Origin of the sequence: Providencia rettgeri (assembly GCF_023205015.1) — a bacterium.
GTDB classification, from domain to species: Bacteria; Pseudomonadota; Gammaproteobacteria; order Enterobacterales; family Enterobacteriaceae; genus Providencia; species Providencia rettgeri_E.
In genome coordinates this window covers 65470-89106 of sequence record NZ_CP096258.1, presented here as the reverse complement: position 1 = coordinate 89106, position 23637 = coordinate 65470, and the positions used below count along the sequence as shown (strand labels likewise).

Sequence of the window (23637 nt, the reverse complement as noted above, 5' to 3'; positions counted from 1 at the left end):
AGAAAGTCAAGTGTTTATTTTCAAACTTTTTCTTTCTCACCTCTGTTATCACTGGGTTTTGAAGTTTTCTTCTAACCAGTTTGTCGTGACAACGGATGCGCATTATAGGGAGTCGAAAAATTCTCGCAAGTGTTTTTTTGAATTTTTATTTTGTTCGTGTTTTTTTTAGCCAAAAAGGTATTTATAAGTTAAATTCGGTCTATATATTGACTATTTCAGCAGCAATTGCGCACCTACTCACGTAATATATGTATCTAAGAATTATGCTTTGAGATGAATTATGGAATTAAGTAAGCAACAAACAGCCTCACAAAAAAATCGTTCTTATATTATTGCAGAAAATCTTGGCCAGTTGATTTTAACCAGCACCTATTTACCTGATTCCACTTTACCTAGCGAATTAGAATTATCAGAACAATTCCAAGCAAGTCGAACAGCAATAAGAGAAGCAATAAAAATATTAGCTGCAAAAGGTATGGTGTTAGCTCGCCCCAAAATAGGTACCCGGGTTATGCCGCCCTCAAATTGGAATTTTTTAGACCAAGATCTCTTAACGTGGTGGTCCAATAGCGAAGAGCAATCTGTCGTGATGGAACACTTTAAAATGGTTCGACTCGCAATAGAACCTCAAGCTTGTTATCTTGCGGCTATACATGCAACAAAAGAACAAAAACAATCATTACAATTATTAGCAAGTGAAATGCAGTTACTCGCCAAAGAATTTGATAGGGCGCATTGGGTGAGAGTTGATTATCATTTTCATTTAACTATTTACAAAGCTTGTGCCAACCCCTTCCTAATTTCTTTTGCTAATTTATTCCGTTCTATTTATCAGCGTTATTTTGATGTCATCACTGATAATGAGGTTATAGAGGTCGAAATTCATCAACAACTTGCCAATGCAATTATTCATGGTAAAAGTACAATAGCACTCGACCTTTGCTATAACTTATTAACAATTACCCAAAAGCAAGACTAACGAAACAATATTCCAATTGAAGCTTTAATTTACTTGTATAGGTAACTGATGTTCAAAACAGCTAAAAATATGTCAGGCCTTCCATGGATTGCGGCAATGGCCTTCTTCATGCAAGCGCTCGATGCCACCATTTTGAATACGGCTTTACCCGATATTGCAAGGAGCCTTGATCACTCACCGCTTGCAATGCAGTCAGCTGTGGTCAGCTATACGCTTACTGTTGCTCTATTAATCCCTGTCAGCGGCTGGTTTGCTGATAGATTTGGCACAAGGCGTATATTCATTTTAGCGGTTTCTTTGTTTTCTTTTGGTTCATTACTTTGTGCCCTTTCGCCTTCCTTAAATTTTTTAGTAACCTCAAGGGTTATTCAGGGTATTGGTGGGGCAATGATGATGCCAGTTGCCCGTTTAGCCTTAATAAGGGCTTACCCTCGAAGTGAATTACTGCCAATATTAAATTTTGTCACTATTCCTGGTTTAGTTGGTCCAATTTTGGGGCCTCTGTTAGGTGGTATATTAGTCACCTATGCAACTTGGCATTGGATATTTATTATTAATATTCCTATTGGTGTTTTAGGTATCTTTTATGCATTAAAACATATGCCTGACTTTAAAATGCCAAAACGTAAATTTGATACTTTAGGGTTCTTATTGTTTGGTTCTGGCTTAGTCATGCTATCTGTCAGCCTAGACTTATTCAGTGATAAGTCCCTTTCAACATCAATTCCAGCCACTATTGTCTTAGTCGGCTTTCTCTTCTTATTTGTTTATATTTTCCATGCAAGACGTACTAAGCATGCAATAATTCCCTTGAATTTATTTAAAACTCGCACTTTTTCTATTGGGATAAGCGGTAATATTGCAACACGCTTAGGGACAGGCAGTATTCCATTTTTAATGCCATTAATGTTGCAGGTGGGTTTTGGTTACGAAGCCGTTGTGGCAGGAATGATGATGGCACCACTAGCAATAGGGTCAATCACTGCTAAATCGGGAGTTACTCGAGTCTTAACTAAGTATGGCTACCGTAATACATTATTTGTTATCACCATTATTATCGGATTAATGATTGCACAGTTTTCCTTACAATCACCAAGTATGTCAATTTATCTGTTAGTTGTACCTTTATTTATTTTAGGAATGGTGATGTCTGTACAGTTTACTGCAATGAATACTATTTGCTTGGCTGATTTAACAGACAATAATGCAAGTGCGGGAAATAGTATGTTAGCTGTGACTCAGCAGCTATCGATAAGCTTCGGTATCGCAGTCAGTGCTGCAATCTTAAACTTCTATGGTGGACAACCTAATAGCAATACGGTCGATAATTTCCACTACACCTTTATTACCGTTGGCGTCATTACTCTTATCTCGGCTTTTGTCTTCTTATTATTAAGTAAGACAGACGGTGATAATTTAATAAAAAATAAAACCAAAAAAGCGAAGAATTAATATTTTTTAACCGATTGGCGTTCAATTAGCTCAGGGGTAAGAACCAAAGCACTCGCATTTGCCTCTGGGTTATCCATTCGGTAAATAAGTTGGTCAACAGCCTGTTGGCCTAACTTATCTTTTGGCTGATGAATTGTTGTGAGTGGTGGGATCATATAAGGCGAAAGATCGATATCATCATAACCAATAATTGAAATATCATCCGGCACTTTCAAACCCTTTTGGTATATCGCTTGATAAGCGCCTACCGCCATCGCATCATTACCTGCAAAAATAGCCTCAGGAGGGATAGGTAAATTGAGCAATTTATTCATTGACTCAAACCCACCAGCAAATTCAAAATCACTGAAAATGATATAATCATCATAAATATTAATACCGCCATCTGTCATGGCTTGAATAAAACCTTGATGACGCGCTCTTGCTGGTGATTTATCTTGTGGCCCTGCAATACAGGCAATACGAGAGAAACCAGCTTCGATAAGGTAACGAGTGGCTATTTCCCCACCAAGAAAAGAGTTATCTTGAATGATATCGCCTTCCGACTCAAAGGGGGACCAATCCATCATAACTGTTGGCACAGCAGGGTAACGAGCCAAAACATTTTTTGATGGCCCCTGTACTTCTGTGCACATAATCAATAACCCATCAACACGCTTTTGTAGCAAAGTTTCTAAACTATGATTCATTCGCTGAAGGTCACCTTCAGTGTTGCACAAAATCAAACTATAACCACGTTCGTAGCAACTACGTTCTACACCCCGTACTACCTCTGCGTAAAATGGGTTATTACTTGTTGTCAGTAACATCCCAATTGTATTCGTACGATTCATCTTCAAACTACGCGCTAAAGCAGAAGGTGCATAATTTAACTCTTCAATCGCATTTTTAACGCGTATGGTAATGCTTTCGCTGACATAGCGATTTTGGTTAATAACGTGAGAGACGGTGGACGTCGACACCCCTGCAAGGCGTGCCACATCTTTCATTGTTGCCACAAGTTAATCCTGTTGAGTCAAAAACTGGTCAATTTCTTTACGCCATGGAACTGAGGGTTGAGCTCCTGGGCGAGTCACCGCTATCGCTGCCGCTGCATGGGCAAAAATAATCGCTTCGTCGTCAGCCTTACCTTCAAGTAGTGCTGTAACATAAGCCCCATTGAATGTATCACCTGCGGCAATAGTATCCACTGCTTTTACGCGAAATGCAGAAATTATTTTACCTTCACGCCCTTTTTCACTATACCAAACACCTCGAGAGCCGAGTGTTATCATCACTTTACTAATACCTTTTTGATGTAAGACTTCAGCCGCATCTTGAGCACCTTGATTATCATTAACCGTAATACCCGTTAAATGTTCAGCTTCTGTTTCATTTGGCGTGATGATATCAACTAGTGATAATAATGAATCTGGTAATGATTGAGCGGGAGCCGGGTTCAAAATGACTTTTGTATTGTTTTTCTTCGCGATTTCAGCGGCCATTTGCACTGTTTCAATAGGGGATTCCAATTGCATCAGTACGGCATCCGCTTCCACTATTTTTTGCTGATATTGAGCCAATCGTTCTTTGGTCAGTCGTGCATTTGCACCTGCATTGATACCAATTATGTTTTCCCCTTGTTGGTTTACATAAATAAGGGCAACACCTGTCGTTTCACCTTCAACGACGTCAATACATTCAGTTTTAATATTATCGAGAAATAATTGTTTTTTTATACTCGCACCAATATCATCATCACCAATACAAGCGATAAACGTTATGTCAGCACCACTGCGACCTGCTGCAACCGCTTGGTTGGCACCTTTCCCACCAAATGCAACTTGGTAATGATCGCCTCTAACAGTTTCACCCGGCTGAGGGAAATGCTTAACATTTAATATATGATCCGCATTAATACTACCGAGAACCACCAACTTTGCTGTACCCATAACGTTTATTTCCTTTTCTATGACCCAATGGATCGCAAATTAAATAAACCGCCACAGTTCCCCATGGCGGTTTTATCTTATTGTTTAACCACTAATTCCAATTCAACTGGAACCGTTGGATCCACTTTTTCGCCTTTTAAGACTTTATCTGCAATCTGTACACCAACAATCCCAATTTGGTCTGGGCGCTGTGCAATAGTTGCACCTAATTTTCCGCCTTCAACGGCTTTAATACCATCATTTGTACCATCAAAACCAACAACCAGAACATCAGTACGGCCTGCGGTTTGTAAAGCTCTTAACGCACCTAATGCCATTTCATCATTTTGCGCAAATACCGCTTGAACAGCAGGGTGTGCCGTTAACAAATTTTGCATTACGTTCAAGCCTTTTGTTCTATCGAAATCCGCGGGTTGGCTCGCCAGTAAATTGAATTTGTGCTCTTTTGCTCCAGTATTAAAACCTTCGCCGCGCTCACGCGCTGCTGATGTACCTGAAATACCTTCTAATTGAATAACTTTAGCTTCATTACCTGTTTTTTGCGCAATATAGTCGGCAGCCATTTTCCCGCCCATCCGGTTATCGGATGCCACATGGCTGACAACTTCACCTTTGTTAGCCGCTCTATCTAAAGTGATGACAGGTATATTGGCTTTATTCGCCATTAATATTGAGTTGCCTACCGCATCTGAATCCGTTGGGTTAATTAACATTAATTTTGTCCCACGAACGGTTAAATCTTGTACGTTTGCTAACTCTTTAGCAGGGTTGTCTTGGGAATCTAAAACAATCAGTTCATAACCTAATTTATCCGCTTCTTTTTGTGCGCTGTCTTTCATCGTCACAAAGAATGGGTTATTCAATGTAGAAATGACAAGTGCAATGCTATCTTTCGCCATCGCATTGACACTAACAGTTGCACTCAGTGCAACTGCCGATAATAACGTTGCTAGTTTGTTCAGTTTCATAATAATTTTCCTGTAGGGTTACTTTTTATTATCAACAAGTACAGCAAGTAAGATGACGACCGCTTTAACAATCATCTGGTAGTTTGACGAAATACCTAATAAGTTTAATCCATTGTTTAAAAAACCAAGGATAAGTGCACCAATCAATGTTCCGACGATACGCCCCTTGCCACCAGCAAGACTGGTACCACCAAGTACAACCGCAGCGATAGCGTCAAGTTCATACCCATTACCTGCCATTGGCTGAGCCGATGATAAACGTGCAACTTCAATGACACTCGCCAATGCTGCTAGCAGTCCACATAAGGCATAAACCACGATTTTAATGCGGTCGACATTAATACCAGAAAGACGGGTAGCCGCTTCATTTCCACCTAATGCATAGATATAACGACCAAGGCGAGTATGGTGCAACATATACCACGCAGCCGCAAAAACGATGATCATTAACCAGACAGGGGTAGGTATACCAAATGGGCGGCCAATACCAAACCAGCCAAATAAGTCTGCGTTATCACTAAACCCTGTATTGATAGGACTACCGTCGGTGTAAACCCGTGTCACACCCCGCAGTAATAACATCATGACGAGTGTCGCAATAAAAGCTTGAACTTTTCCTTTTGCGACAATCACCCCCGTACATGCCCCAATTGCAGCACCCAGTGCCAATGCCCCCGCAACCGCCACTAAGGCATTAACGTCGGCGCTAACCATTGAAGCTGCAACAGCGCCCGTTAAGGCTAATAAAGAGCCAACAGAGAGGTCAATACCCGAGGTCAAGATAACTAGCGTCATCCCAACGGCCATAATAGCGTTGACGGAGGTTTGTTGTAAGATATTGAATAGGTTATTAACCGTAAAAAAATTCGGGCTTAATGTTGATACGATGGCAATCAAAACTAATAGTGCAATTAATGATTTTTGCTCCATTAGCCATGCTTTGCTAAACCAGCGCTTTGATGATGCTGTAGTTGAACTCATACTGATAACTCCTGAACTGAGCCATAATTTTTACCCACTGCGGCTGCCATTAAGGCTTCCTGTGTCGCGTCTTTGGCTGAAAATTCGCCGCTGATATGACCTTCGTGCATCACCAAAATGCGGTCACTCATTCCTATTACTTCAGGCATTTCTGAAGAAACTAAAATGATACTCAGCCCTTCTTTTTTAAACTGGTTAATTAGTTGATAGATTTCTTTTTTAGCACCAACGTCTACACCGCGCGTTGGCTCATCGAGGATCAGTACTTTTGGCCTTGTCATCAAACCGCGTGCAATGGCCACTTTTTGCTGATTTCCACCAGAAAGATGACCAATTATTTGGTCCATAGACGGGGTTTTAATATTGAATAACCGAATGAAATCGCTAACGGTTTGCTGCTCTTCACCATGCTTGAGACGTCCTCCCGGACGACTGAAATAACGTAATGCCGTCAATGACATATTTTCTTTCACTGACATACCTAATACTAATCCATCACGTTTGCGGTCTTCTGAAATATAAACAATGCCACTGTTTAAGCCATCTTGTGGTGTTTTCAGTGTTATGGCTTTGCCTTCCAGTTTTATCGTGCCTGATTTTTTTGTCGCTGCGCCGTAAATGATTTTCATCAACTCTGTACGCCCCGCGCCCATTAAGCCAGAAACTCCTAAGATCTCCCCTGCTTTCAAAGTAAAACTCGCATCGGTAACACCGGGACCAGATACATTTTGCAATTGCAGACGGATACTTCCTTCTGGCACATCAACCCTTGGATATTGGTCTTCCAGTTTGCGACCAACCATCATTTCAATCAGTTTTTCTTCTTCTAGTTCACTAACGGGTTTCTCACCAATAAACTGGCCATCGCGGAACACGGTCACATCATCGCAAATTTCAAAAATTTCTTTTAAACGATGGGAAATATAAACAATGCCACAGCCTTGAGCTTTTAAGTCTTCGATAACTCTAAATAGGGACTCTGTTTCCGTGTCTGTAAGTGCATCAGTGGGTTCATCCATAATGATCACTTGTGATTGGAAGCTCAGAACTTTGGCAATTTCGACCATTTGTTGTTCGCCAATAGAAAGCTCTGCAATAGTTTGATGGCTATCATAATCAAGATTAAGTCGTTTAAGCAGTTTGTCCGACTCACTGAACATTTTTTTCCAGTCAATTTTGCCAAATGCATTCACATATTCTCGACCAAGAAATATATTCTCTGCGATAGTTAATTCAGGTATTAAATTGAGTTCTTGGTGGATAATCCCTATTCCTGCTTCTTGGGAGCTTTTAGGGCCGTTGAATGCGACTTCTTTACCTAAATAGCGGATTTGACCGGCATCTTTTTTATAAATACCCGTTAACACTTTCATCATGGTTGACTTGCCAGCCCCATTTTCCCCCACCAGCGCCATGACTTTTCCTGGGTAGACATTTAATGTAGCCCCACTGAGCGCTTTTACCCCAGGAAATGATTTATCGATCCCGATAAGTTCTAATAAAGGTTGCATAATCACCTCAGAAAGTCACACCAGAGCAAAGAATAATGTTAGCGAACGGTGAGCATTCTCCGGTGCGGATCACCGCTTTACTGTCATGAGTCAATTGTTTAAAGCGTTCATGACTACAATAAATAATTTCAATCGTATTTTTTTGAATGACTTCCAACTGTTGTAAGTGATCCAAAATAGCGATTTCCATTTGTGGGTTAATGGTACGGATTTCCTCAGCTAGAATGACTTTTTCGACTTGCATCTCTTGGGTGATCACACTTAAAACTGACATGAAATCGGGTAAACCTTGCGTAATGGCTAAATCAATACGTTCCGTTCCTTGTGGGATCGGTAGGCCTGCATCCGCAAGCGTTATTTGGTCTGTATGACCTAACTTTGCAATTACAGAAGTAACATTGGCATTTAGTAAAACACCCTTTTTCATTTTTCACCGCCATTCTGATAAGCGAAACGTTTCGCTCATGTAATAATAGTAAAGATAAGTCACAACTCAATATTGATGGTCAATATTTGTGATCGGTATCGAAACGTTTCGTTCGTATTAGAAAAGCTAAAAAACAATAACTTATTGAATCACTTATAGCTGAATCGTTTTTTCTGATTTCTTGGGGCATATCAAAGAAAAATGGAAAAATAGGTCGCAGTATGTAATAAAAGAAATTGATAGTTTTGATATCAACGCCTCTATTAATAAAAGGAATAAATATGCAGCTTGCTGAACGAATAGCCCAATTAAGCAATTACCTTGAAAGCGGTTTGTATGAACGCCAGCAAGCTATTCGTTTGTGCCTATTAGCCACATTAAGTGGTGAAAGCGTATTCCTGCTAGGCCCTCCGGGTATTGCCAAAAGTTTAATCGCCCGAAGAATGAAGTATGCTTTTCGTCATGCGAATGCTTTTGAGTACTTAATGACGCGATTTTCAACACCTGAAGAGATCTTTGGCCCGCTTTCAATACAGGCACTAAAAGATGAAGGGCGATATGAACGTTTAACCAAAGGTTATTTACCTGACGCTGAAGTGGTATTTCTTGATGAGATATGGAAAGCGGGTCCCGCTATTTTAAATACTTTATTAACAGCGGTAAATGAGCGCAAGTTTCGTAATGGAGATGAAGAAAAACCAATTCCTATGCGTCTATTAGTCACCGCATCAAATGAATTGCCCGATGCAGATAATAGTCTTGAAGCCCTATTTGACCGAATGTTAGTCCGTATTTGGCTGGATAAAGTGCAAGAAAAACAAAATTTTCGTGCGCTTTTAACTGGAAAATCCTCTTTGGATGAACCCCAAGTCCCTGAACATTTAAAAATCAGCGATGAAGAGTACCAACAGTGGCAGCAAGAAATTCCAAAAATTACGCTGCCCGATCACTGTTTTGAACTTATTTACCAATTACGCCAACAATTAGATGCTACAGATAAACAACTTTATGTTTCCGATAGGCGCTGGAAAAAAGCGGTTTATTTACTGCAAGCAAGTGCATTTTTTAATGGCCGTAGCAGTGTTTCGCCCCTTGACCTCGTGTTATTGAAAGATTGTCTCTGGCACGACATGCAATCGATGAAGACTTTACCGCAACTATTGCAATCATTATTGCAAGAAGATGGCTGGCAACAGCGAAAGTTAACCCGTGAAATAGAGCAAATTTATCAGCAATGGATGTCATCGACCCAAGACCAAAACAACCAAGATGCATTTAAAGTCAATAAAAACAATGCGATGTTTGCTCGTAAGGTATCTTATGTATTGCCTGAAAATATCAGTGACGGTCGAGTTACCCTGTTTTTACATCGCCCGCTGCAACTGCATAATATGAAAGTTACTTTTGTAACAACCGATAAAAAAGCCCTGATAACCTTCTTAAATAAAGGAACAACACTAGCCGCTCACCTAAATGGGATTGGTTTTGCGCAAGAAATTACTGCTGAGGTAAATAATTTAAATCAGATACAGTTATTAGATGTAAGCCATCAATCATCCACTTTATACATTCAAGATAAAACTTCATCACTTGTGCCCAATACAAATAACCAAGAGTGGCTAAATAAGCTGGATAAAATCCAAGAAGAGATTCAAACCGCGCGCTATCAGTTTGAAAAGCAGCAGCCCAATTTATTTATTGAATCTCACTGGCTTGCGGATATTGAACAAAGCTTCATGAAACTCACTGAAAAACTAAACCAGTTACGTAACCAAATCACGGGTAAAGTGGCCGAATAACGATGATGAGTTTAGCCACATTAGAAATGTTGCTTTCGGTTAATGAAGGCCAATTAATCGAAGAGATCATTATATCTTTGCTAGCAACTCCTCAATTAGCGGTGTTTTTTGAAAAACACCCTCGATTAAAAAAAGCTTTACTCAAAGATTTATCGGGTTGGAAAAAAGATCTCAAACAGCGTATGCAAGATGCGCTTGTTCCCGCACAACTTTCAGAAGAATTTGAACTTTATCGTCAATCCCTTGGAATTTCGACAGATGCCTTTTTTAACCAATTACCAAGTGTTATAGCAAAACTTCAGCAGCTGGATTCCCCGTTTTATCGTGAGGCGCACCAGCTACAAAGTGGAAAAATAGAAAACCGCAGTGCAAGGCAATCATTATTTGTTCAAAGATGGCGTATTAGCTTAATTTTACAAGTTACAACGCTGCATAAAGAGTTATTAGAACAGGAAAAAGAACAATTGCTGGCGGAACTACAGCGCCGACTGGCGCTTAGTGGTAATTTAGAGGATATTCTTGGCGAAAATGAACGAGCAGCAGGGCGGCTGTGGGATTTAACCAAAGGTGTAAATATGACTTCAGCTTATAATGACCAATTATTAAGCCGATACAGTGATTTTTTACGTCAGCAGCCGGAACTCGAAAAAATAGCGCAATTATTAGGCCGTAGCCAAACCGCGCAAGCGATCCCTGATGATAGCGTGGTGCTAGAACCAATGACTATTATGGAGAAAGTCCCCGAAACGGTACCTGAGCAAGTCAACGGTTTAAATCAAAGTGACGATATTTTACGGCTATTACCCGCAGAACTCGCCATGTTAGGCCTTGAAGATATTGAATTTGAATTCTATCGAAAATTACTCGAAAAACAGCTTCTAACCTACCGATTACAAGGGGATAGCTGGCAAGAAAGAAAAGTTCTGCGCCCTATTACCCATCACCATGATGAAGAGCAGCCAAGAGGGCCATTTGTTGTATGTATTGATACATCGGGTTCGATGGGTGGTTTAAATGAACGCTGCGCCAAAGCCTTTTGCCTTGCGTTAATGAAAATTGCGCTGGCGGATAACCGAGCATGCCATGTGATGTTATTTTCTACCGAAATAGTACATTACGATTTACTTTCTATTGATGGCCTAGAGCAATGTATTCGTTTTTTACATCAAACATTTAAAGGTGGGACTGACTTAGCAGCTTGTTTGCAAGAAACTGCACTAAAATTGGAATCAAAGCAGTGGATAGATGCGGATGCCGTGGTGATTTCTGATTTTGTTGCTCAGCGTTTACCAGATGAGTTAATTCAGAAAATAAAAGCTATGCAGAAGAAAGGTAAATACCGCTTCCATGCGGTATCTGTGTCAAATTATGGGAAACCCAGTATCATGAAGATCTTTGACCATATTTGGCGTTTTGATACTGGGTTAAAAAGCAGGCTGTTACGCCGCTTTAGCCGCTAATTACAGCATACCTTCAACGGACTCTTGCATTTCAGTACCCCATACACCACATTGCACTTGCCCAATGTGTTGGCGTTGGAGAAGTAGCATGACTAAGCGTGACTGGCCAATACCACCACCGATAGTTTGTGGCATTTCGCCTTTTACTAATGCTTGGTGCCACTCTAACTCCATACGTTTTTCATCGCCAGTTAAACTTAATTGGCGAGTCAAACATTCAGGGCTTACACGAATTCCCATTGAAGAGAGCTCAAATGCGTCCTGTAAAATAGGGTTCCACACAATGATGTCGCCGTTCAAACCACAAAAACCGTCTTCATTTTTTGTTGTCCAGTCATCGTAGTCAGGCGCACGAACATCATGTGATTCACCATTAGATAGCTTACCACCGATACCAATTAAGAATACCGCGCCTAATTCTTTTGCGATTGCGCGCTCACGCCCTTTCGCATCTAAATCAGGGTAGCGCTGTAACAACTCTTCACTGTGAATAAAGTGGATTTGGTCTGGCAGGAACGGTGCCAACCCAAACTCTTTACTGACGGCAGCTTCTGTTTCTTTTATTGCCTTATAGATTTTACCCACTGTCTGCTTCAGATAAGGAAGAGTACGCTCCTCATCTGCCATCACTTTTTCCCAATCCCACTGATCAACATAGACGGAGTGGATTGGGGTTAAGCGATCCTCGTCCGGGCGCAACGCTTTCATATGCGTGTATAGACCTTGGCCTTTACTAAAACCGAAACGACCTAATGTTTTACGTTTCCATTTAGCCAAAGAATGAACCACTTCAAAGGTTGCACCTGGAATTGATTTCACTTTTACTTGAACGGCCTTTTCGCTGCCAGATAAGTTGTCTTGAGTACCATCCCCTAAACGGCTTAGGATTGGCCCTTGAACTTCAATCAACCCTAATTCTCTTTCAAGTAAACGTGAGAAATACGATTTCACAAAACTAATTTGTTGCTGATGTTCGATAAATGACTTGTCCATAATTTATTCCCATAATTTGTTAGCTGTGTTAGCTGATGTATAGATTAAGCAACAAAATGAGGTATAAATTCAATATCCATCATTAAAAAAAGCCTTTATTGTTTATTTTGAATAAAAAAACAGGTATAAAAATGAATAATCGTTAAAATAGAGGTGAAATAATGCCGGAAAATTATCAAATCGATAATCTCGATCGTGACATACTTCACGAATTAATGGGAAATGCACGTACACCGTATGCAGAATTAGCTAAAAAATTCGCTGTTAGCCCTGGGACAATTCATGTCCGCGTCGAAAAAATGAAGCAAGCAGGAATTATTAAAGGCACACGTATTGATATCAACCCAAAACAATTAGGCTTCGATGTTTGTTGCTTTATTGGCATTATTTTAAAAAGTGCAAAAGATTACCCAACCGCACTAAAAAAATTGGATGCCTTAGAAGAGGTTGTCGAGGTGTACTACACAACAGGGCAATACAGCATTTTTATTAAAGTGATGTGCCGTTCTATCGATTCTTTACAAGACGTACTTATCAACAAAATTCAGACCATTGATGAGATACAATCCACTGAAACACTGATCTCCTTACAAAACCCGATCTTACGAACAATCAATCCGTAGAAAAAAAATGATATAACCACATTATCCACAGGTAGATCCCAGCTCATTCACAGCGTACAATAGCGCCCTATTATTGTGAAAGAGAATCACCATGACAAAAGTAACCTTAATAAGTGGCAGTACAATGGGCAGTGCGGAGTATGTTGCCGAGCACATGGCTGAGATTTTAGAAGAACTCGGTCATGAAACTGAAATTCAACATGGTCCAAAGCTTGGTGACTTAACACTTGAAGGCATATGGCTGGTGGTAAGCTCAACACATGGTGCAGGTGATCTCCCTGAAAATATTCAACCTCTTTTTGATTCAATAGAAGAAAGCGCTCCTGATCTCAGCCAAGTTCAATTTGGTTCTGTAGGGATCGGCAGCTCGGAATATGACACTTTCTGTGGTGCGATCCACAAAATAGATGCTTTATTAATCAAACAAGGGGCTAAAAGGATCGGTGAATGTTTGGAAATTGATGTCCAACAACACGAAATACCGGAAGATCCCGCAGGTGAATGGGTTAAAATTTGGGCAAACGAACTCTAGTTTGATTAAATTACCAGCAATCAACTGTGGATAACTCAGGGAAGATCCCGGTATTAACCCGTAGTTATCCAGAGTATAAGTTTTAAGACCGACAAGGGCTGTGCATAAGTACCCTTTTTGATCCCAGCTTATACGCAAACGGATCACGGATCATTCACAGTATATGATCCTTTACACTTTTATGATCTTTAAAGTGAAAATCCACTTATCCACAGAAACCCGTGATCCTAATAAAAGATCTAATAAAGAGATCTTTAAATAAAAAGATCTTAATATTATATAAGGGAGAAACCTAAAGCTTGGTCTCTTCCTCAAACTTGAGTAGAATTCTCTCCTCAAATGCACAATCCGCATTTTCTAACGTTTAAGGTTCACACATGTTTTATCCAGAGCAATTTGACGTCATCGTAATTGGTGGTGGTCATGCCGGTACTGAAGCAGCAATGGCAGCTGCACGTATGGGGCGTCAAACCCTATTACTGACTCACAATATTGATACATTGGGCCAGATGTCTTGCAACCCAGCCATCGGTGGGATCGGTAAGGGGCATCTGGTTAGAGAAATTGATGCCCTCGGTGGCTTAATGGCTACAGCAACCGACAAAGCAGGTATTCAATTTAGAACATTAAATGCCAGCAAAGGGCCTGCAGTTCGTGCAACTCGAGCACAAGCTGACCGTGTTCTTTATCGCCAAGCTGTCAGAATGGCTTTAGAAAACCAGCCTAACTTAATGATTTTCCAACAACCTGTAGAAGACTTAATTGTTGAAAACAATCGAGTTACAGGCGCTATTACCCGCATGGGCTTAAAATTTAAAGCCAAAGCTGTGGTATTAACTGTTGGTACTTTCCTTGATGGTAAAATTCATATTGGTTTAGAAAATTACAGTGGTGGTCGAGCAGGAGATCCTCCTTCAATTTCACTTTCTCAACGTTTGAGAGAATTACCTTTACGTGTTAATCGTTTAAAGACAGGAACGCCACCACGCATTGATGCAAGAACTATTGATTTCAGTCAGTTAGCTCAACAGCTAGGTGACGACCCAATGCCTGTTTTTTCATTTTTAGGTTCACAAGATCAACATCCACAACAGATGCCTTGCCATATCACCTATACCAATGAAAAAACCCATGAAGTGATCAGAAACAATTTGGATCGCAGCCCTATGTATGCAGGAGTGATTGAAGGGATCGGCCCACGTTACTGCCCTTCGATCGAAGATAAAGTCATGCGTTTTGCTGATAAAGATTCACATCAGATCTTCCTAGAACCTGAAGGCTTAACTAGCAATGAAATTTATCCTAATGGGATATCCACCAGCTTACCATTTGATGTCCAAATGCAAATTGTTCATTCTATGAAAGGAATGGAAAATGCGAGGATCATTCGTCCTGGCTATGCCATTGAATATGATTTCTTTGACCCTAGAGATCTCAAGCAAACGCTTGAAAGTAAATTTATTGATGGACTATTCTTTGCTGGCCAAATTAACGGCACGACAGGTTATGAAGAAGCAGGAGCTCAAGGCTTATTAGCAGGCCTTAATGCGGCACAACACGCCTTTGGTTTAGAAGGTTGGTTCCCTCGTCGTGACCAAGCTTACATTGGCGTATTGGTTGACGACCTTTGTACTTTAGGGACAAAAGAACCCTACCGCATGTTTACCTCACGTGCGGAATACCGTTTGATGCTACGTGAAGACAATGCGGATTTACGTTTAACCGAAAAAGGGCGTGAGTTAGGTTTAGTCGATGATATTCGTTGGGCTCACTTTAACAACAAAGTGGAACTGATTGAAAAAGAGCGTCAGCGCTTAAAAGACATTTGGGTTCACCCTAAATCAGATAACCATACAGAAATAGATGAAATTTTAACCGTTCCGTTATCAAAAGAAGCGAACGGTGAAGATTTACTGCGTCGTCCTGAAATGACTTATCAAATGCTGACGTCATTGAATTTATTTGCCCCTGCGATCACTGATCCACAAGCCGCGGATCAAGTGGAAATCCAAGTTAAATACGAAGGTTATATTGCGCGCCAGAAAGAAGAGATCGAAAGACAGTTACGCAATGAAAGCACTATGTTGCCTGTTGACCTTGATTATAAACAGGTTAAAGGGTTATCAAACGAGGTTATGGCAAAATTAAATGATCATAAACCAACCTCGATCGGTCAAGCTTCACGTATATCAGGGATCACCCCTGCGGCAATTTCTATTTTACTTGTTTGGTTGAAAAAGCAAGGCATGCTGCGCCGGAGCGCTTAACATGGATTTATTATCAAAACTCAATCAATTACTTGCCAAAACCGATATCGATTTAACGGAAAAGCAAAAACAGCAGTTAGTTGATTACGTTGGGTTATTAGTTAAATGGAACAAAGCCTATAACTTGACGTCTGTGCGTGACCCACAACAGATGTTAATCCGTCATATCATGGATAGCATAGTGGTGAACGGTCAACTCATCGGGCAACGTTTTATTGATGTTGGAACAGGCCCTGGTCTACCAGGCGTGCCTTTAGCGATTGTTCGACCAGATTCCCATTTTGTTCTGTTGGACAGCCTAGGGAAGCGTGTACGCTTTTTGAAACAGGTTCAACATGAGTTAGGGCTGACTAACATCGAACCTGTTCAATCTCGTGTTGAAGAATATCCGGCTGGAAATGGTTTTGATGGTGTGATTAGCCGCGCATTTGCATCATTAAACGATATGTTGAGTTGGTGCCATCATTTACCTTCAAAAGAAGGGCGTTTTTATGCACTGAAAGGCGTCATTCGTGATGATGAAATGGCACTACCAGAAGAGTTTATGATTGAATCGATCACTGAACTTGAAGTGCCCGAACTTGATGAGCAGCGTCATTTAGTTAAAATTTCGATGAAATAAAGTTGCTTTCTATCAAATAATTTTATCATTTAGAGCGATAGCTGGACGTTTACAAACGGCCAGCTATTTTTATTTTTCGTCAGATAATAAAAATATATATTTTACGTAGTATTTACACGGCAATAACGAATAAGTTGCAAAAATAAGGCGTTGAAAGAAAAAATGCAGGCTAGTTGATGCTTTTTACTTAATCGATTTAGCAAAAAAATAGTTAATCGAAAAATATTGGATTTATTCCTTCAAAATTTTGCTTAGGAATTGCTTTCTTTAATTATTTGATTTACAGATTAAATCTATTTTTTATTATGAATAAAATTGAAGGAATAAATAAAGTGAATAAAGTTAAATGTGATATGCATCACATTTATATAAATATATGCAGCAATTCATTAACTATTTATTAAATATTATAGCGACAATTCTGCGCTAACTCGAAAAAATTAAATATTTATTCACCTTTTCGCTACTTACTGATTGAATTCATTTCGCCTGCCCGTATAATTTGCACGTTTTTGTCTCTTGACACATTTACGCAAAGGCAGTTTTATACAACACTTAGCGTTTCTGAGGCTGAGAAGAGCTGGGAGTAAACAAAAGTTATGTCTGTATCTCTTTATGACAACAAGCATGCTGTAAAGCAGTTGTCTGTTCAGTTGATAACTTTAGTGATCCTCAGTGGGGCTTTCTGTGCAAATAGTATAGAATGGGGGGCCTCTGCTCTTGCTGGTGGGTTAGCATGCTGGTTACCAAATATCGTATTTATGCTGCTATCACAATTTCAGAAAGCAAAAGGAGAGGATGAACCTGTCCGCATTGCCTGGTTCTTAGCATTAGGAGCAGGGCTAAAGGTTGTTACAACTATCGCTGTTTTAGTTGTTGCTTTCGGTGTGTTCAAAGCGTCATTAACACCACTGGGTTTGACCTATTTAGCGGTGCTAATTGTTCAGATTGTTGCACCAGCCGTTTTTAAACGGTAAGTATTTTTAAACTACAAAAGGGTAAGAGGCATCATGTCTGCATCAGGAGAAGTGATGACTACAGAGGATTACATAGGCCACCATCTGAGAAACCTTCAGTTGGACCTGAGTACCTTTAAGTTGGTCGATCCCCACGCTAGTCCAACATTTTGGACGTTGAACATTGACTCGCTTTTTTTCTCAGTAGTTCTCGGGGCTCTGTTCCTGTGGCTATTTAGAAGAGTTGCAGCCAATGCGACTAGTGGCGTACCCGGTAAGTTACAGACTGCAATAGAACTGATCATTGGTTTCGTTGATAACTCAGTCCGTGATATGTATCACGGTAAGAGCAAAGTTATTGCTCCTTTAGCATTAACAGTGTTCGTCTGGGTATTCTTAATGAACCTGATGGATTTACTCCCAATTGATTTCCTTCCGTATATTGCTGAACATTATCTCGGGTTACCTGCATTACGTGCAGTACCAACCGCAGATGTTAGTGTCACATTATCGATGGCTATTGGTGTGTTTATCCTAATCCTCTTCTACAGCATCAAAATGAAAGGAATTGGCGGATTTACAAAAGAGCTCACAATGCAGCCTTTTAATCATCCTGTCTTCATTCCAGTCAACTTGATTCTTGAAGGGGTAAGCCTGCTGTCAAAACCTGTATCACTCGGTCTGCGACTGTTTGGTAACATGTATGCAGGTGAATTGATCTTTATTCTTATCGCGGCTCTGCTTCCGTGGTGGTCACAGTGGTTGTTAAGCCTACCTTGGGCTATCTTCCACATACTGATTATTACGCTACAAGCCTTTATTTTTATGGTTCTGACGGTTGTTTATCTGTCGATGGCATCTGAAGAACACTAATTTAATTTTATCAATAATTGTATTAACTGAAACAAACTGGAGACTGTCATGGAAAACCTGAGTATGGATCTGCTGTACATGGCTGCCGCTGTGATGATGGGCTTAGCGGCGATCGGTGCTGCGATCGGTATCGGCATCCTAGGTGGTAAATTTTTAGAAGGTGCTGCTCGTCAGCCAGATTTAATTCCTCTGCTGCGTACACAGTTCTTTATCGTAATGGGTCTGGTCGATGCTATTCCGATGATTGCTGTTGGTCTGGGCTTGTATGTAATGTTCGCTGTTGCCTAATTAACGTTACGGAACACTGTAAGAACATTAATTCACTAATGAATATGAGGTATTGTCTGTGAATCTAAATGCAACAATCCTCGGCCAGGCTATCGCGTTTGTCCTGTTTGTTTGGTTCTGTATGAAGTATGTATGGCCACCGATTATGGCGGCCATTGAAAAACGTCAAAAAGAAATTGCTGACGGTTTATCTTCCGCAGAACGTGCTAAAAAGAACCTGGAACTGGCGCAAACCGACGCAACCGACCGACTGAAAAAAGCGAAAGCTGAAGCACAAGTCATCATTGAACAAGCGAATAAACAACGCACTCAAATGATTGATGAAGCAAAAGCAGAAGCAGAAGCAGAACGTGCAAAAATCGTCGCACAAGCGCAAGCTGAAATTGATGCTGAGCGTAAACGTGCACGTGAAGAGTTACGTAAACAGGTTGCGATGCTTGCTATCGCAGGTGCCGAGAAGATCATCGAACGTTCCGTGGATGAAGCTGCTAACAGCGACATCGTTGATAAACTAGTCGCTGAACTGTAAGGAGGGAGGGGCATGTCTGAAATCGCTACTGTAGCTCGCCCCTACGCCAAAGCAGCTTTTGACTTTGCTGTGGAAAACCAAGCTGTTGCTAAATGGCAGGAAATGCTGGCCTTCACCGCTGAGGTGACGCGCAATGAACAGGTTGGGGAGCTGCTTTCTGGTTCTATTGCACCAGAAACATTAGCTAAAACGTTTATCTCTGTTTGTGGAGATGAAATTGACGAGCATGTTCAGAATCTGATTCGTGTTATGGCAGATAACGGGCGTTTAACGACGCTACCAGAAGTTTTAACGCAGTTTATCCAATTGCGCGATTCTCTGGAATCAACCATTGAAGTTGATGTTTTATCCGCTAACGAACTGAGTGAACAGCAGTCAGCTAAAATTTCTGCAGCGATGGAAAAACGTCTGTCACGCAAAGTTAAGCTGAATTGCAAAATTGATAAGTCTGTTATTGCTGGAGTGATCATTCGTGCTGGAGACCTCGTTATTGACGGGAGTATCCGCGGTCGCTTAGAGCGTTTAACTGACGTCTTGCAGTCTTAAGGGGACTGGAGCATATGCAACTGAATTCCACCGAAATCAGCGAACTGATCAAACAGCGTATTGCTCAGTTCGATGTTGTGAGTGAAGCTCACAATGAAGGTACGATTGTATCCGTTAATGACGGTATTATTCGTATTCACGGTTTAGCCGAAGTCATGCAGGGTGAGATGATCGCGCTGCCTGGCAACCGTTACGCTATCGCACTGAACTTAGAGCGTGACTCTGTTGGTGCGGTCGTTATGGGTCCTTATGCCGACTTGGCAGAAGGCATGAAAGTTAAATGTACTGGTCGTATTCTTGAAGTTCCAGTAGGCCGTGGCCTGCTAGGACGTGTTGTGAATACACTGGGTCAACCAATTGATGGTAAAGGTCCTGTTGATAACGATGGCTTCTCTCCTGTAGAAGTTATTGCTCCAGGTGTTATCGACCGTCAATCTGTTGATCAACCAGTTCAAACTGGTTATAAATCAGTCGATGCCATGATCCCAATCGGTCGTGGTCAGCGTGAGCTTGTTATCGGTGACCGTCAAACAGGTAAAACTGCTTTGGCAATCGATGCAATCATCAACCAACGCGACTCTGGCATCAAATGTGTGTACGTGGCTATCGGCCAGAAAGCGTCTACCGTTTCTAACGTAGTTCGTAAACTGGAAGAGCACGGCGCGCTGCAAAATACTATCGTTGTTGTTGCTACAGCATCTGAATCAGCTGCTCTGCAATACTTAGCACCATATGCTGGTTGCGCGATGGGTGAATATTTCCGTGACCGCGGTGAAGATGCACTGATCGTATACGATGACCTGTCTAAACAGGCTGTGGCATACCGTCAAATTTCACTGTTGCTACGTCGTCCACCAGGGCGTGAAGCTTACCCAGGTGACGTTTTCTATCTGCACTCACGTTTACTTGAGCGTGCTGCTCGCGTTAACGCTGAATACGTAGAAAACTTTACTAAAGGTGAAGTTAAAGGCAAAACAGGTTCATTGACAGCTCTGCCTATCATTGAAACCCAAGCTGGTGACGTTTCTGCATTCGTACCAACAAACGTAATTTCGATTACAGATGGTCAGATCTTCCTGGAATCTAACCTGTTTAACTCTGGTATTCGTCCAGCGGTTAACCCAGGTATTTCAGTATCTCGTGTTGGTGGTGCTGCTCAGACTAAAATTATCAAGAAACTGTCTGGTGGTATCCGTACCGCACTTGCTCAGTATCGTGAGCTGGCAGCGTTTGCTCAGTTTGCTTCCGACCTCGATGACGCGACTCGTAAACAGTTAAGTCATGGTCAGAAAGTAACTGAACTGCTGAAACAGAAACAGTACGCACCGATGTCAGTAGCAGAGCAGGCACTGTCTCTGTTCGCGGCAGAACGTGGGTTCTTGGATGATGTTGAGTTAGCGAAAATTGGTGCGTTTGAAGCTGCTTTAGTTTCTTTTGCACAGCGCGAGCATGCTGACCTTATGAACGAAATTGGCCCGGCTGGTAGCTATAACGATGATATCGAAGGCAAGTTGAAAAAACTGCTCGAATCATTTAAAGCAACTCAGTCCTGGTAATACTATTCGGCCCAGTTCTTAGGGCCGTCTGGTTAATAAGGAGAAGCAGAAATGGCCGGCGCAAAAGAGATACGTTCCAAGATCGGAAGTGTACAAAATACACAAAAGATCACTAAAGCGATGGAAATGGTCGCTGCGTCCAAAATGCGTAAAACGCAGGAACGCATGGCGGCCAGCCGTCCTTATGCAGAAACCATGCGCAGTGTGATTGGTCACCTAGCGTTAGGTAATCTGGAATATAAACACCCATATCTCGAAGAGCGTGAAGTTAAGCGTGTCGGGTATCTGGTTGTTTCAACAGACCGCGGTCTGTGTGGTGGCTTGAACATTAATCTGTTCAAAAAACTGTTAGCAGAGATGAAGTCATGGTCTGAGAAAAACGTTCAGGTTGATTTGGCTTTAATCGGTTCTAAAGCGGTATCATTCTTCGGGTCTGTGGGCGGCAATGTCGTGACTCAAGTTACCGGAATGGGGGATAACCCAACGCTTTCGGACTTGATTGGTCCAGTTAACACTATGCTACAAGCCTATGATGAAGGGCGTTTGGATAAACTGTATGTGGTGACGAATAAGTTCATCAATACAATGTCTCAGGAGCCAACTATTCTTCAATTGTTACCATTGCCTGCAAGTGATGATGAAACACTGAAGAAGAAGTCTTGGGATTACATTTACGAACCCGATCCTAAGGCGTTGCTGGATACCCTGCTACGTCGTTATATCGAGTCGCAGGTTTATCAGGGCGTCGTTGAAAACCTGGCTAGTGAGCAGGCCGCACGAATGGTAGCGATGAAAGCCGCTACTGATAATGGTGGAAACCTGATCAAAGAGTTACAGTTGGTTTACAACAAAGCTCGTCAGGCCAGCATTACTCAGGAGCTTACCGAAATCGTTTCGGGTGCTTCCGCGGTTTAACAGCTAGGTTTACGAATTACGTAGAGGATTCAAGATGGCTACTGGAAAGATTATCCAGGTAATCGGCGCCGTTGTGGACGTCGAGTTCCCTCAAGATGACGTACCAAAAGTGTACGACGCTCTTGAGGTTGTTAACGGTAAAGAAAAACTGGTGTTGGAAGTTCAGCAACAGTTAGGCGGTGGTGTTGTCCGTTGTATCGCAATGGGTACATCAGATGGTCTGAGCCGTGGTTTAGAAGTTGTAAACTTAGAGCACCCAATTGAAGTACCAGTAGGTAAAGCTACTTTAGGACGTATCATGAACGTTCTGGGTCAACCTATTGATATGAAAGGTGATATCGGCGAAGAAGAACGCTGGTCAATTCACCGTGCTGCACCTAGCTACGAAGAGTTAGCTAACTCAACAGAACTGCTGGAAACCGGTATCAAAGTAATGGACTTAATCTGTCCATTCGCGAAAGGTGGTAAAGTTGGTCTGTTCGGTGGTGCGGGTGTTGGTAAAACAGTAAACATGATGGAACTGATCCGTAACATCGCGATTGAGCACTCAGGTTACTCAGTATTTGCAGGTGTTGGTGAGCGTACTCGTGAAGGGAACGACTTCTATCATGAAATGACCGACTCAAACGTTTTGGATAAAGTATCACTGGTTTATGGCCAGATGAATGAGCCACCAGGAAACCGTCTGCGCGTTGCGTTGACTGGTCTGACTATGGCTGAAAAATTCCGTGACGAAGGTCGTGACGTACTGCTGTTCGTTGACAACATCTATCGTTATACACTGGCAGGTACTGAAGTATCAGCACTGTTAGGTCGTATGCCTTCAGCGGTAGGTTATCAGCCAACGCTGGCGGAAGAGATGGGTGTTCTGCAAGAACGTATTACCTCAACTCAAACAGGTTCTATCACTTCCGTTCAAGCGGTTTACGTTCCTGCGGATGACTTGACTGACCCATCACCAGCAACCACCTTTGCTCACTTAGACGCAACGGTAGTTCTGAGCCGTCAAATCGCATCACTGGGTATCTACCCTGCGGTTGACCCTCTGGATTCTACTAGCCGTCAGCTTGACCCACTGGTTGTTGGTCAAGAGCACTATGATGTTGCTCGTGGCGTTCAGTCTATTCTGCAACGTTACCAAGAACTGAAAGATATCATTGCAATCCTGGGTATGGATGAACTGTCTGAAGAAGACAAACTGGTTGTTGCTCGTGCTCGTAAGATCCAGCGCTTCCTGTCTCAACCATTCTTCGTTGCTGAAGTATTTACCGGTTCACCAGGTAAGTTCGTTTCTCTGAAAGACACTATCCGTGGCTTCAGTGGGATCCTGAACGGTGATTACGACCACCTGCCAGAACAAGCGTTCTATATGGTTGGTACCATTGAAGAAGCTGTGGAAAAAGCGAAAAAGCTTTAATCCAGCTGACAG

23 protein-coding genes are annotated in these 23637 nt (G+C 41.6%); 16 read left to right on the top strand and 7 right to left on the bottom strand.

Annotated features, from left to right (window positions below):
- Positions 1 to 280 precede the first annotated feature (280 nt).
- Positions 281 to 979 carry a FadR/GntR family transcriptional regulator gene (locus tag M0M83_RS00360; RefSeq protein ID WP_213914579.1) on the top strand — a complete coding sequence of 233 codons (699 nt, stop codon included), beginning with the start codon at positions 281 to 283 and terminating at the stop codon, positions 977 to 979.
- A gap of 48 nt (positions 980 to 1027) precedes the next feature.
- A complete protein-coding gene (gene mdtD / locus M0M83_RS00355) occupies positions 1028 to 2431 on the top strand; it encodes a multidrug transporter subunit MdtD (RefSeq protein ID WP_248467320.1) in 1404 nt (467 codons plus the stop codon).
- Here the strand turns inward: mdtD and rbsR are convergent.
- The 6 genes from rbsR to rbsD form a co-directional block, all read right to left on the bottom strand.
- A complete protein-coding gene (rbsR, locus tag M0M83_RS00350) occupies positions 2428 to 3429 on the bottom strand; it encodes a ribose operon transcriptional repressor RbsR (RefSeq protein ID WP_369463360.1) in 1002 nt (333 codons plus the stop codon). The genes mdtD and rbsR overlap by 4 nt on opposite strands.
- Positions 3430 to 3432: 3 nt before the next feature.
- On the bottom strand, positions 3433 to 4362 hold the full coding sequence (rbsK, locus tag M0M83_RS00345; protein WP_125893857.1) for a ribokinase: 930 nt from the start codon (positions 4360 to 4362) through the stop codon (positions 3433 to 3435).
- A 77-nt stretch (positions 4363 to 4439) separates the two neighbouring features.
- The gene (rbsB, locus tag M0M83_RS00340; protein WP_102140435.1) at positions 4440 to 5330 is read right to left on the bottom strand and encodes a ribose ABC transporter substrate-binding protein RbsB; all 891 of its coding nucleotides are present in this window, start codon (positions 5328 to 5330) and stop codon (positions 4440 to 4442) included.
- A gap of 18 nt (positions 5331 to 5348) precedes the next feature.
- The gene (gene rbsC / locus M0M83_RS00335) at positions 5349 to 6311 is read right to left on the bottom strand and encodes a ribose ABC transporter permease (RefSeq protein WP_125893853.1); all 963 of its coding nucleotides are present in this window, start codon (positions 6309 to 6311) and stop codon (positions 5349 to 5351) included.
- Positions 6308 to 7822 (bottom strand): ribose ABC transporter ATP-binding protein RbsA, encoded by a 1515-nt coding sequence (gene rbsA, locus M0M83_RS00330; protein WP_213914578.1) that lies wholly within the window; start codon positions 7820 to 7822, stop codon positions 6308 to 6310. Before rbsA ends, rbsC begins: the two co-directional genes overlap by 4 nt.
- Before the next feature lie 7 nt (positions 7823 to 7829).
- A complete protein-coding gene (gene rbsD, locus M0M83_RS00325; RefSeq protein ID WP_213914577.1) occupies positions 7830 to 8249 on the bottom strand; it encodes a D-ribose pyranase in 420 nt (139 codons plus the stop codon).
- 281 nt (positions 8250 to 8530) lie between these two features.
- Between rbsD and ravA the strand changes: the two genes are divergently transcribed.
- Both ravA and viaA read left to right on the top strand, forming a co-directional pair.
- Positions 8531 to 10048 carry an ATPase RavA gene (gene ravA, locus M0M83_RS00320; protein ID WP_213914576.1) on the top strand — a complete coding sequence of 506 codons (1518 nt, stop codon included), beginning with the start codon at positions 8531 to 8533 and terminating at the stop codon, positions 10046 to 10048.
- A gap of 2 nt (positions 10049 to 10050) precedes the next feature.
- Positions 10051 to 11508, top strand: coding sequence for an ATPase RavA stimulator ViaA (gene viaA, locus M0M83_RS00315; RefSeq protein WP_125893844.1), 1458 nt, complete (start codon positions 10051 to 10053; stop codon positions 11506 to 11508).
- Here the strand turns inward: viaA and asnA are convergent, their stop codons facing one another.
- Positions 11509 to 12501: an aspartate--ammonia ligase gene (gene asnA, locus M0M83_RS00310; protein WP_213914575.1), complete on the bottom strand. Its 993-nt coding sequence runs from the start codon at positions 12499 to 12501 to the stop codon at positions 11509 to 11511.
- Between the two features lie 161 nt (positions 12502 to 12662).
- On the opposite strand from asnA, the gene asnC reads away from it, so the two are divergent.
- From asnC to atpD, 12 genes are all read left to right on the top strand, one after another.
- The gene (asnC, locus tag M0M83_RS00305) at positions 12663 to 13124 is read left to right on the top strand and encodes a transcriptional regulator AsnC (protein ID WP_125893840.1); all 462 of its coding nucleotides are present in this window, start codon (positions 12663 to 12665) and stop codon (positions 13122 to 13124) included.
- A gap of 91 nt (positions 13125 to 13215) precedes the next feature.
- Positions 13216 to 13656 (top strand): FMN-binding protein MioC, encoded by a 441-nt coding sequence (gene mioC / locus M0M83_RS00300; protein ID WP_213914574.1) that lies wholly within the window; start codon positions 13216 to 13218, stop codon positions 13654 to 13656.
- Between the two features lie 377 nt (positions 13657 to 14033).
- Positions 14034 to 15923, top strand: a complete 1890-nt coding sequence (mnmG, locus tag M0M83_RS00295) for a tRNA uridine-5-carboxymethylaminomethyl(34) synthesis enzyme MnmG (protein WP_213914573.1) — start codon at positions 14034 to 14036, stop codon at positions 15921 to 15923.
- A 1-nt stretch (position 15924) separates the two neighbouring features.
- Positions 15925 to 16545, top strand: a complete 621-nt coding sequence (gene rsmG, locus M0M83_RS00290) for a 16S rRNA (guanine(527)-N(7))-methyltransferase RsmG (RefSeq protein ID WP_213914572.1) — start codon at positions 15925 to 15927, stop codon at positions 16543 to 16545.
- Positions 16546 to 17144: 599 nt separating this feature from the next.
- A complete protein-coding gene (atpI, locus tag M0M83_RS00285) occupies positions 17145 to 17522 on the top strand; it encodes a F0F1 ATP synthase subunit I (RefSeq protein ID WP_125893832.1) in 378 nt (125 codons plus the stop codon).
- A gap of 33 nt (positions 17523 to 17555) precedes the next feature.
- Entirely contained in the window at positions 17556 to 18374 is an 819-nt protein-coding gene (gene atpB, locus M0M83_RS00280) for a F0F1 ATP synthase subunit A (RefSeq protein ID WP_042846803.1), read from the top strand.
- Between the two features lie 48 nt (positions 18375 to 18422).
- Positions 18423 to 18662 carry a F0F1 ATP synthase subunit C gene (atpE, locus tag M0M83_RS00275; protein ID WP_004093904.1) on the top strand — a complete coding sequence of 80 codons (240 nt, stop codon included), beginning with the start codon at positions 18423 to 18425 and terminating at the stop codon, positions 18660 to 18662.
- Between the two features lie 58 nt (positions 18663 to 18720).
- Positions 18721 to 19191 (top strand): F0F1 ATP synthase subunit B, encoded by a 471-nt coding sequence (atpF, locus tag M0M83_RS00270; RefSeq protein WP_042846802.1) that lies wholly within the window; start codon positions 18721 to 18723, stop codon positions 19189 to 19191.
- 12 nt (positions 19192 to 19203) lie between these two features.
- Positions 19204 to 19737: a F0F1 ATP synthase subunit delta gene (atpH, locus tag M0M83_RS00265; protein ID WP_125893831.1), complete on the top strand. Its 534-nt coding sequence runs from the start codon at positions 19204 to 19206 to the stop codon at positions 19735 to 19737.
- A gap of 14 nt (positions 19738 to 19751) precedes the next feature.
- The gene (gene atpA, locus M0M83_RS00260) at positions 19752 to 21293 is read left to right on the top strand and encodes a F0F1 ATP synthase subunit alpha (RefSeq protein ID WP_004906297.1); all 1542 of its coding nucleotides are present in this window, start codon (positions 19752 to 19754) and stop codon (positions 21291 to 21293) included.
- Positions 21294 to 21344: 51 nt separating this feature from the next.
- The gene (gene atpG / locus M0M83_RS00255; protein WP_125893829.1) at positions 21345 to 22208 is read left to right on the top strand and encodes a F0F1 ATP synthase subunit gamma; all 864 of its coding nucleotides are present in this window, start codon (positions 21345 to 21347) and stop codon (positions 22206 to 22208) included.
- Between the two features lie 34 nt (positions 22209 to 22242).
- Positions 22243 to 23625, top strand: a complete 1383-nt coding sequence (gene atpD, locus M0M83_RS00250; RefSeq protein ID WP_004906293.1) for a F0F1 ATP synthase subunit beta — start codon at positions 22243 to 22245, stop codon at positions 23623 to 23625.
- Positions 23626 to 23637 lie beyond the last annotated feature (12 nt).

Bases quoted from the DNA above. Each gene is read 5' to 3' on its own strand.
- asnA (WP_213914575.1), bottom strand. From the start codon at position 12,501: ATGGACAAGTCATTTATCGAACATCAGCAACAAATTAGTTTTGTGAAA.
- rbsA (WP_213914578.1), bottom strand. From the start codon at position 7,822: ATGCAACCTTTATTAGAACTTATCGGGATCGATAAATCATTTCCTGGG.
- viaA (WP_125893844.1), top strand. From the start codon at position 10,051: ATGATGAGTTTAGCCACATTAGAAATGTTGCTTTCGGTTAATGAAGGC.
- M0M83_RS00360 (WP_213914579.1), top strand. From the start codon at position 281: ATGGAATTAAGTAAGCAACAAACAGCCTCACAAAAAAATCGTTCTTAT.
- atpB (WP_042846803.1), top strand. From the start codon at position 17,556: ATGTCTGCATCAGGAGAAGTGATGACTACAGAGGATTACATAGGCCAC.
- atpD (WP_004906293.1), top strand. From the start codon at position 22,243: ATGGCTACTGGAAAGATTATCCAGGTAATCGGCGCCGTTGTGGACGTC.
- asnC (WP_125893840.1), top strand. From the start codon at position 12,663: ATGCCGGAAAATTATCAAATCGATAATCTCGATCGTGACATACTTCAC.
- rbsK (WP_125893857.1), bottom strand. From the start codon at position 4,362: ATGGGTACAGCAAAGTTGGTGGTTCTCGGTAGTATTAATGCGGATCAT.
- atpH (WP_125893831.1), top strand. From the start codon at position 19,204: ATGTCTGAAATCGCTACTGTAGCTCGCCCCTACGCCAAAGCAGCTTTT.
- rbsD (WP_213914577.1), bottom strand. From the start codon at position 8,249: ATGAAAAAGGGTGTTTTACTAAATGCCAATGTTACTTCTGTAATTGCA.
- rbsC (WP_125893853.1), bottom strand. From the start codon at position 6,311: ATGAGTTCAACTACAGCATCATCAAAGCGCTGGTTTAGCAAAGCATGG.
- mdtD (WP_248467320.1), top strand. From the start codon at position 1,028: ATGTTCAAAACAGCTAAAAATATGTCAGGCCTTCCATGGATTGCGGCA.
- mnmG (WP_213914573.1), top strand. From the start codon at position 14,034: ATGTTTTATCCAGAGCAATTTGACGTCATCGTAATTGGTGGTGGTCAT.
- atpI (WP_125893832.1), top strand. From the start codon at position 17,145: ATGTCTGTATCTCTTTATGACAACAAGCATGCTGTAAAGCAGTTGTCT.
- ravA (WP_213914576.1), top strand. From the start codon at position 8,531: ATGCAGCTTGCTGAACGAATAGCCCAATTAAGCAATTACCTTGAAAGC.
- rsmG (WP_213914572.1), top strand. From the start codon at position 15,925: ATGGATTTATTATCAAAACTCAATCAATTACTTGCCAAAACCGATATC.
- atpA (WP_004906297.1), top strand. From the start codon at position 19,752: ATGCAACTGAATTCCACCGAAATCAGCGAACTGATCAAACAGCGTATT.
- mioC (WP_213914574.1), top strand. From the start codon at position 13,216: ATGACAAAAGTAACCTTAATAAGTGGCAGTACAATGGGCAGTGCGGAG.
- atpE (WP_004093904.1), top strand. From the start codon at position 18,423: ATGGAAAACCTGAGTATGGATCTGCTGTACATGGCTGCCGCTGTGATG.
- rbsB (WP_102140435.1), bottom strand. From the start codon at position 5,330: ATGAAACTGAACAAACTAGCAACGTTATTATCGGCAGTTGCACTGAGT.
- atpG (WP_125893829.1), top strand. From the start codon at position 21,345: ATGGCCGGCGCAAAAGAGATACGTTCCAAGATCGGAAGTGTACAAAAT.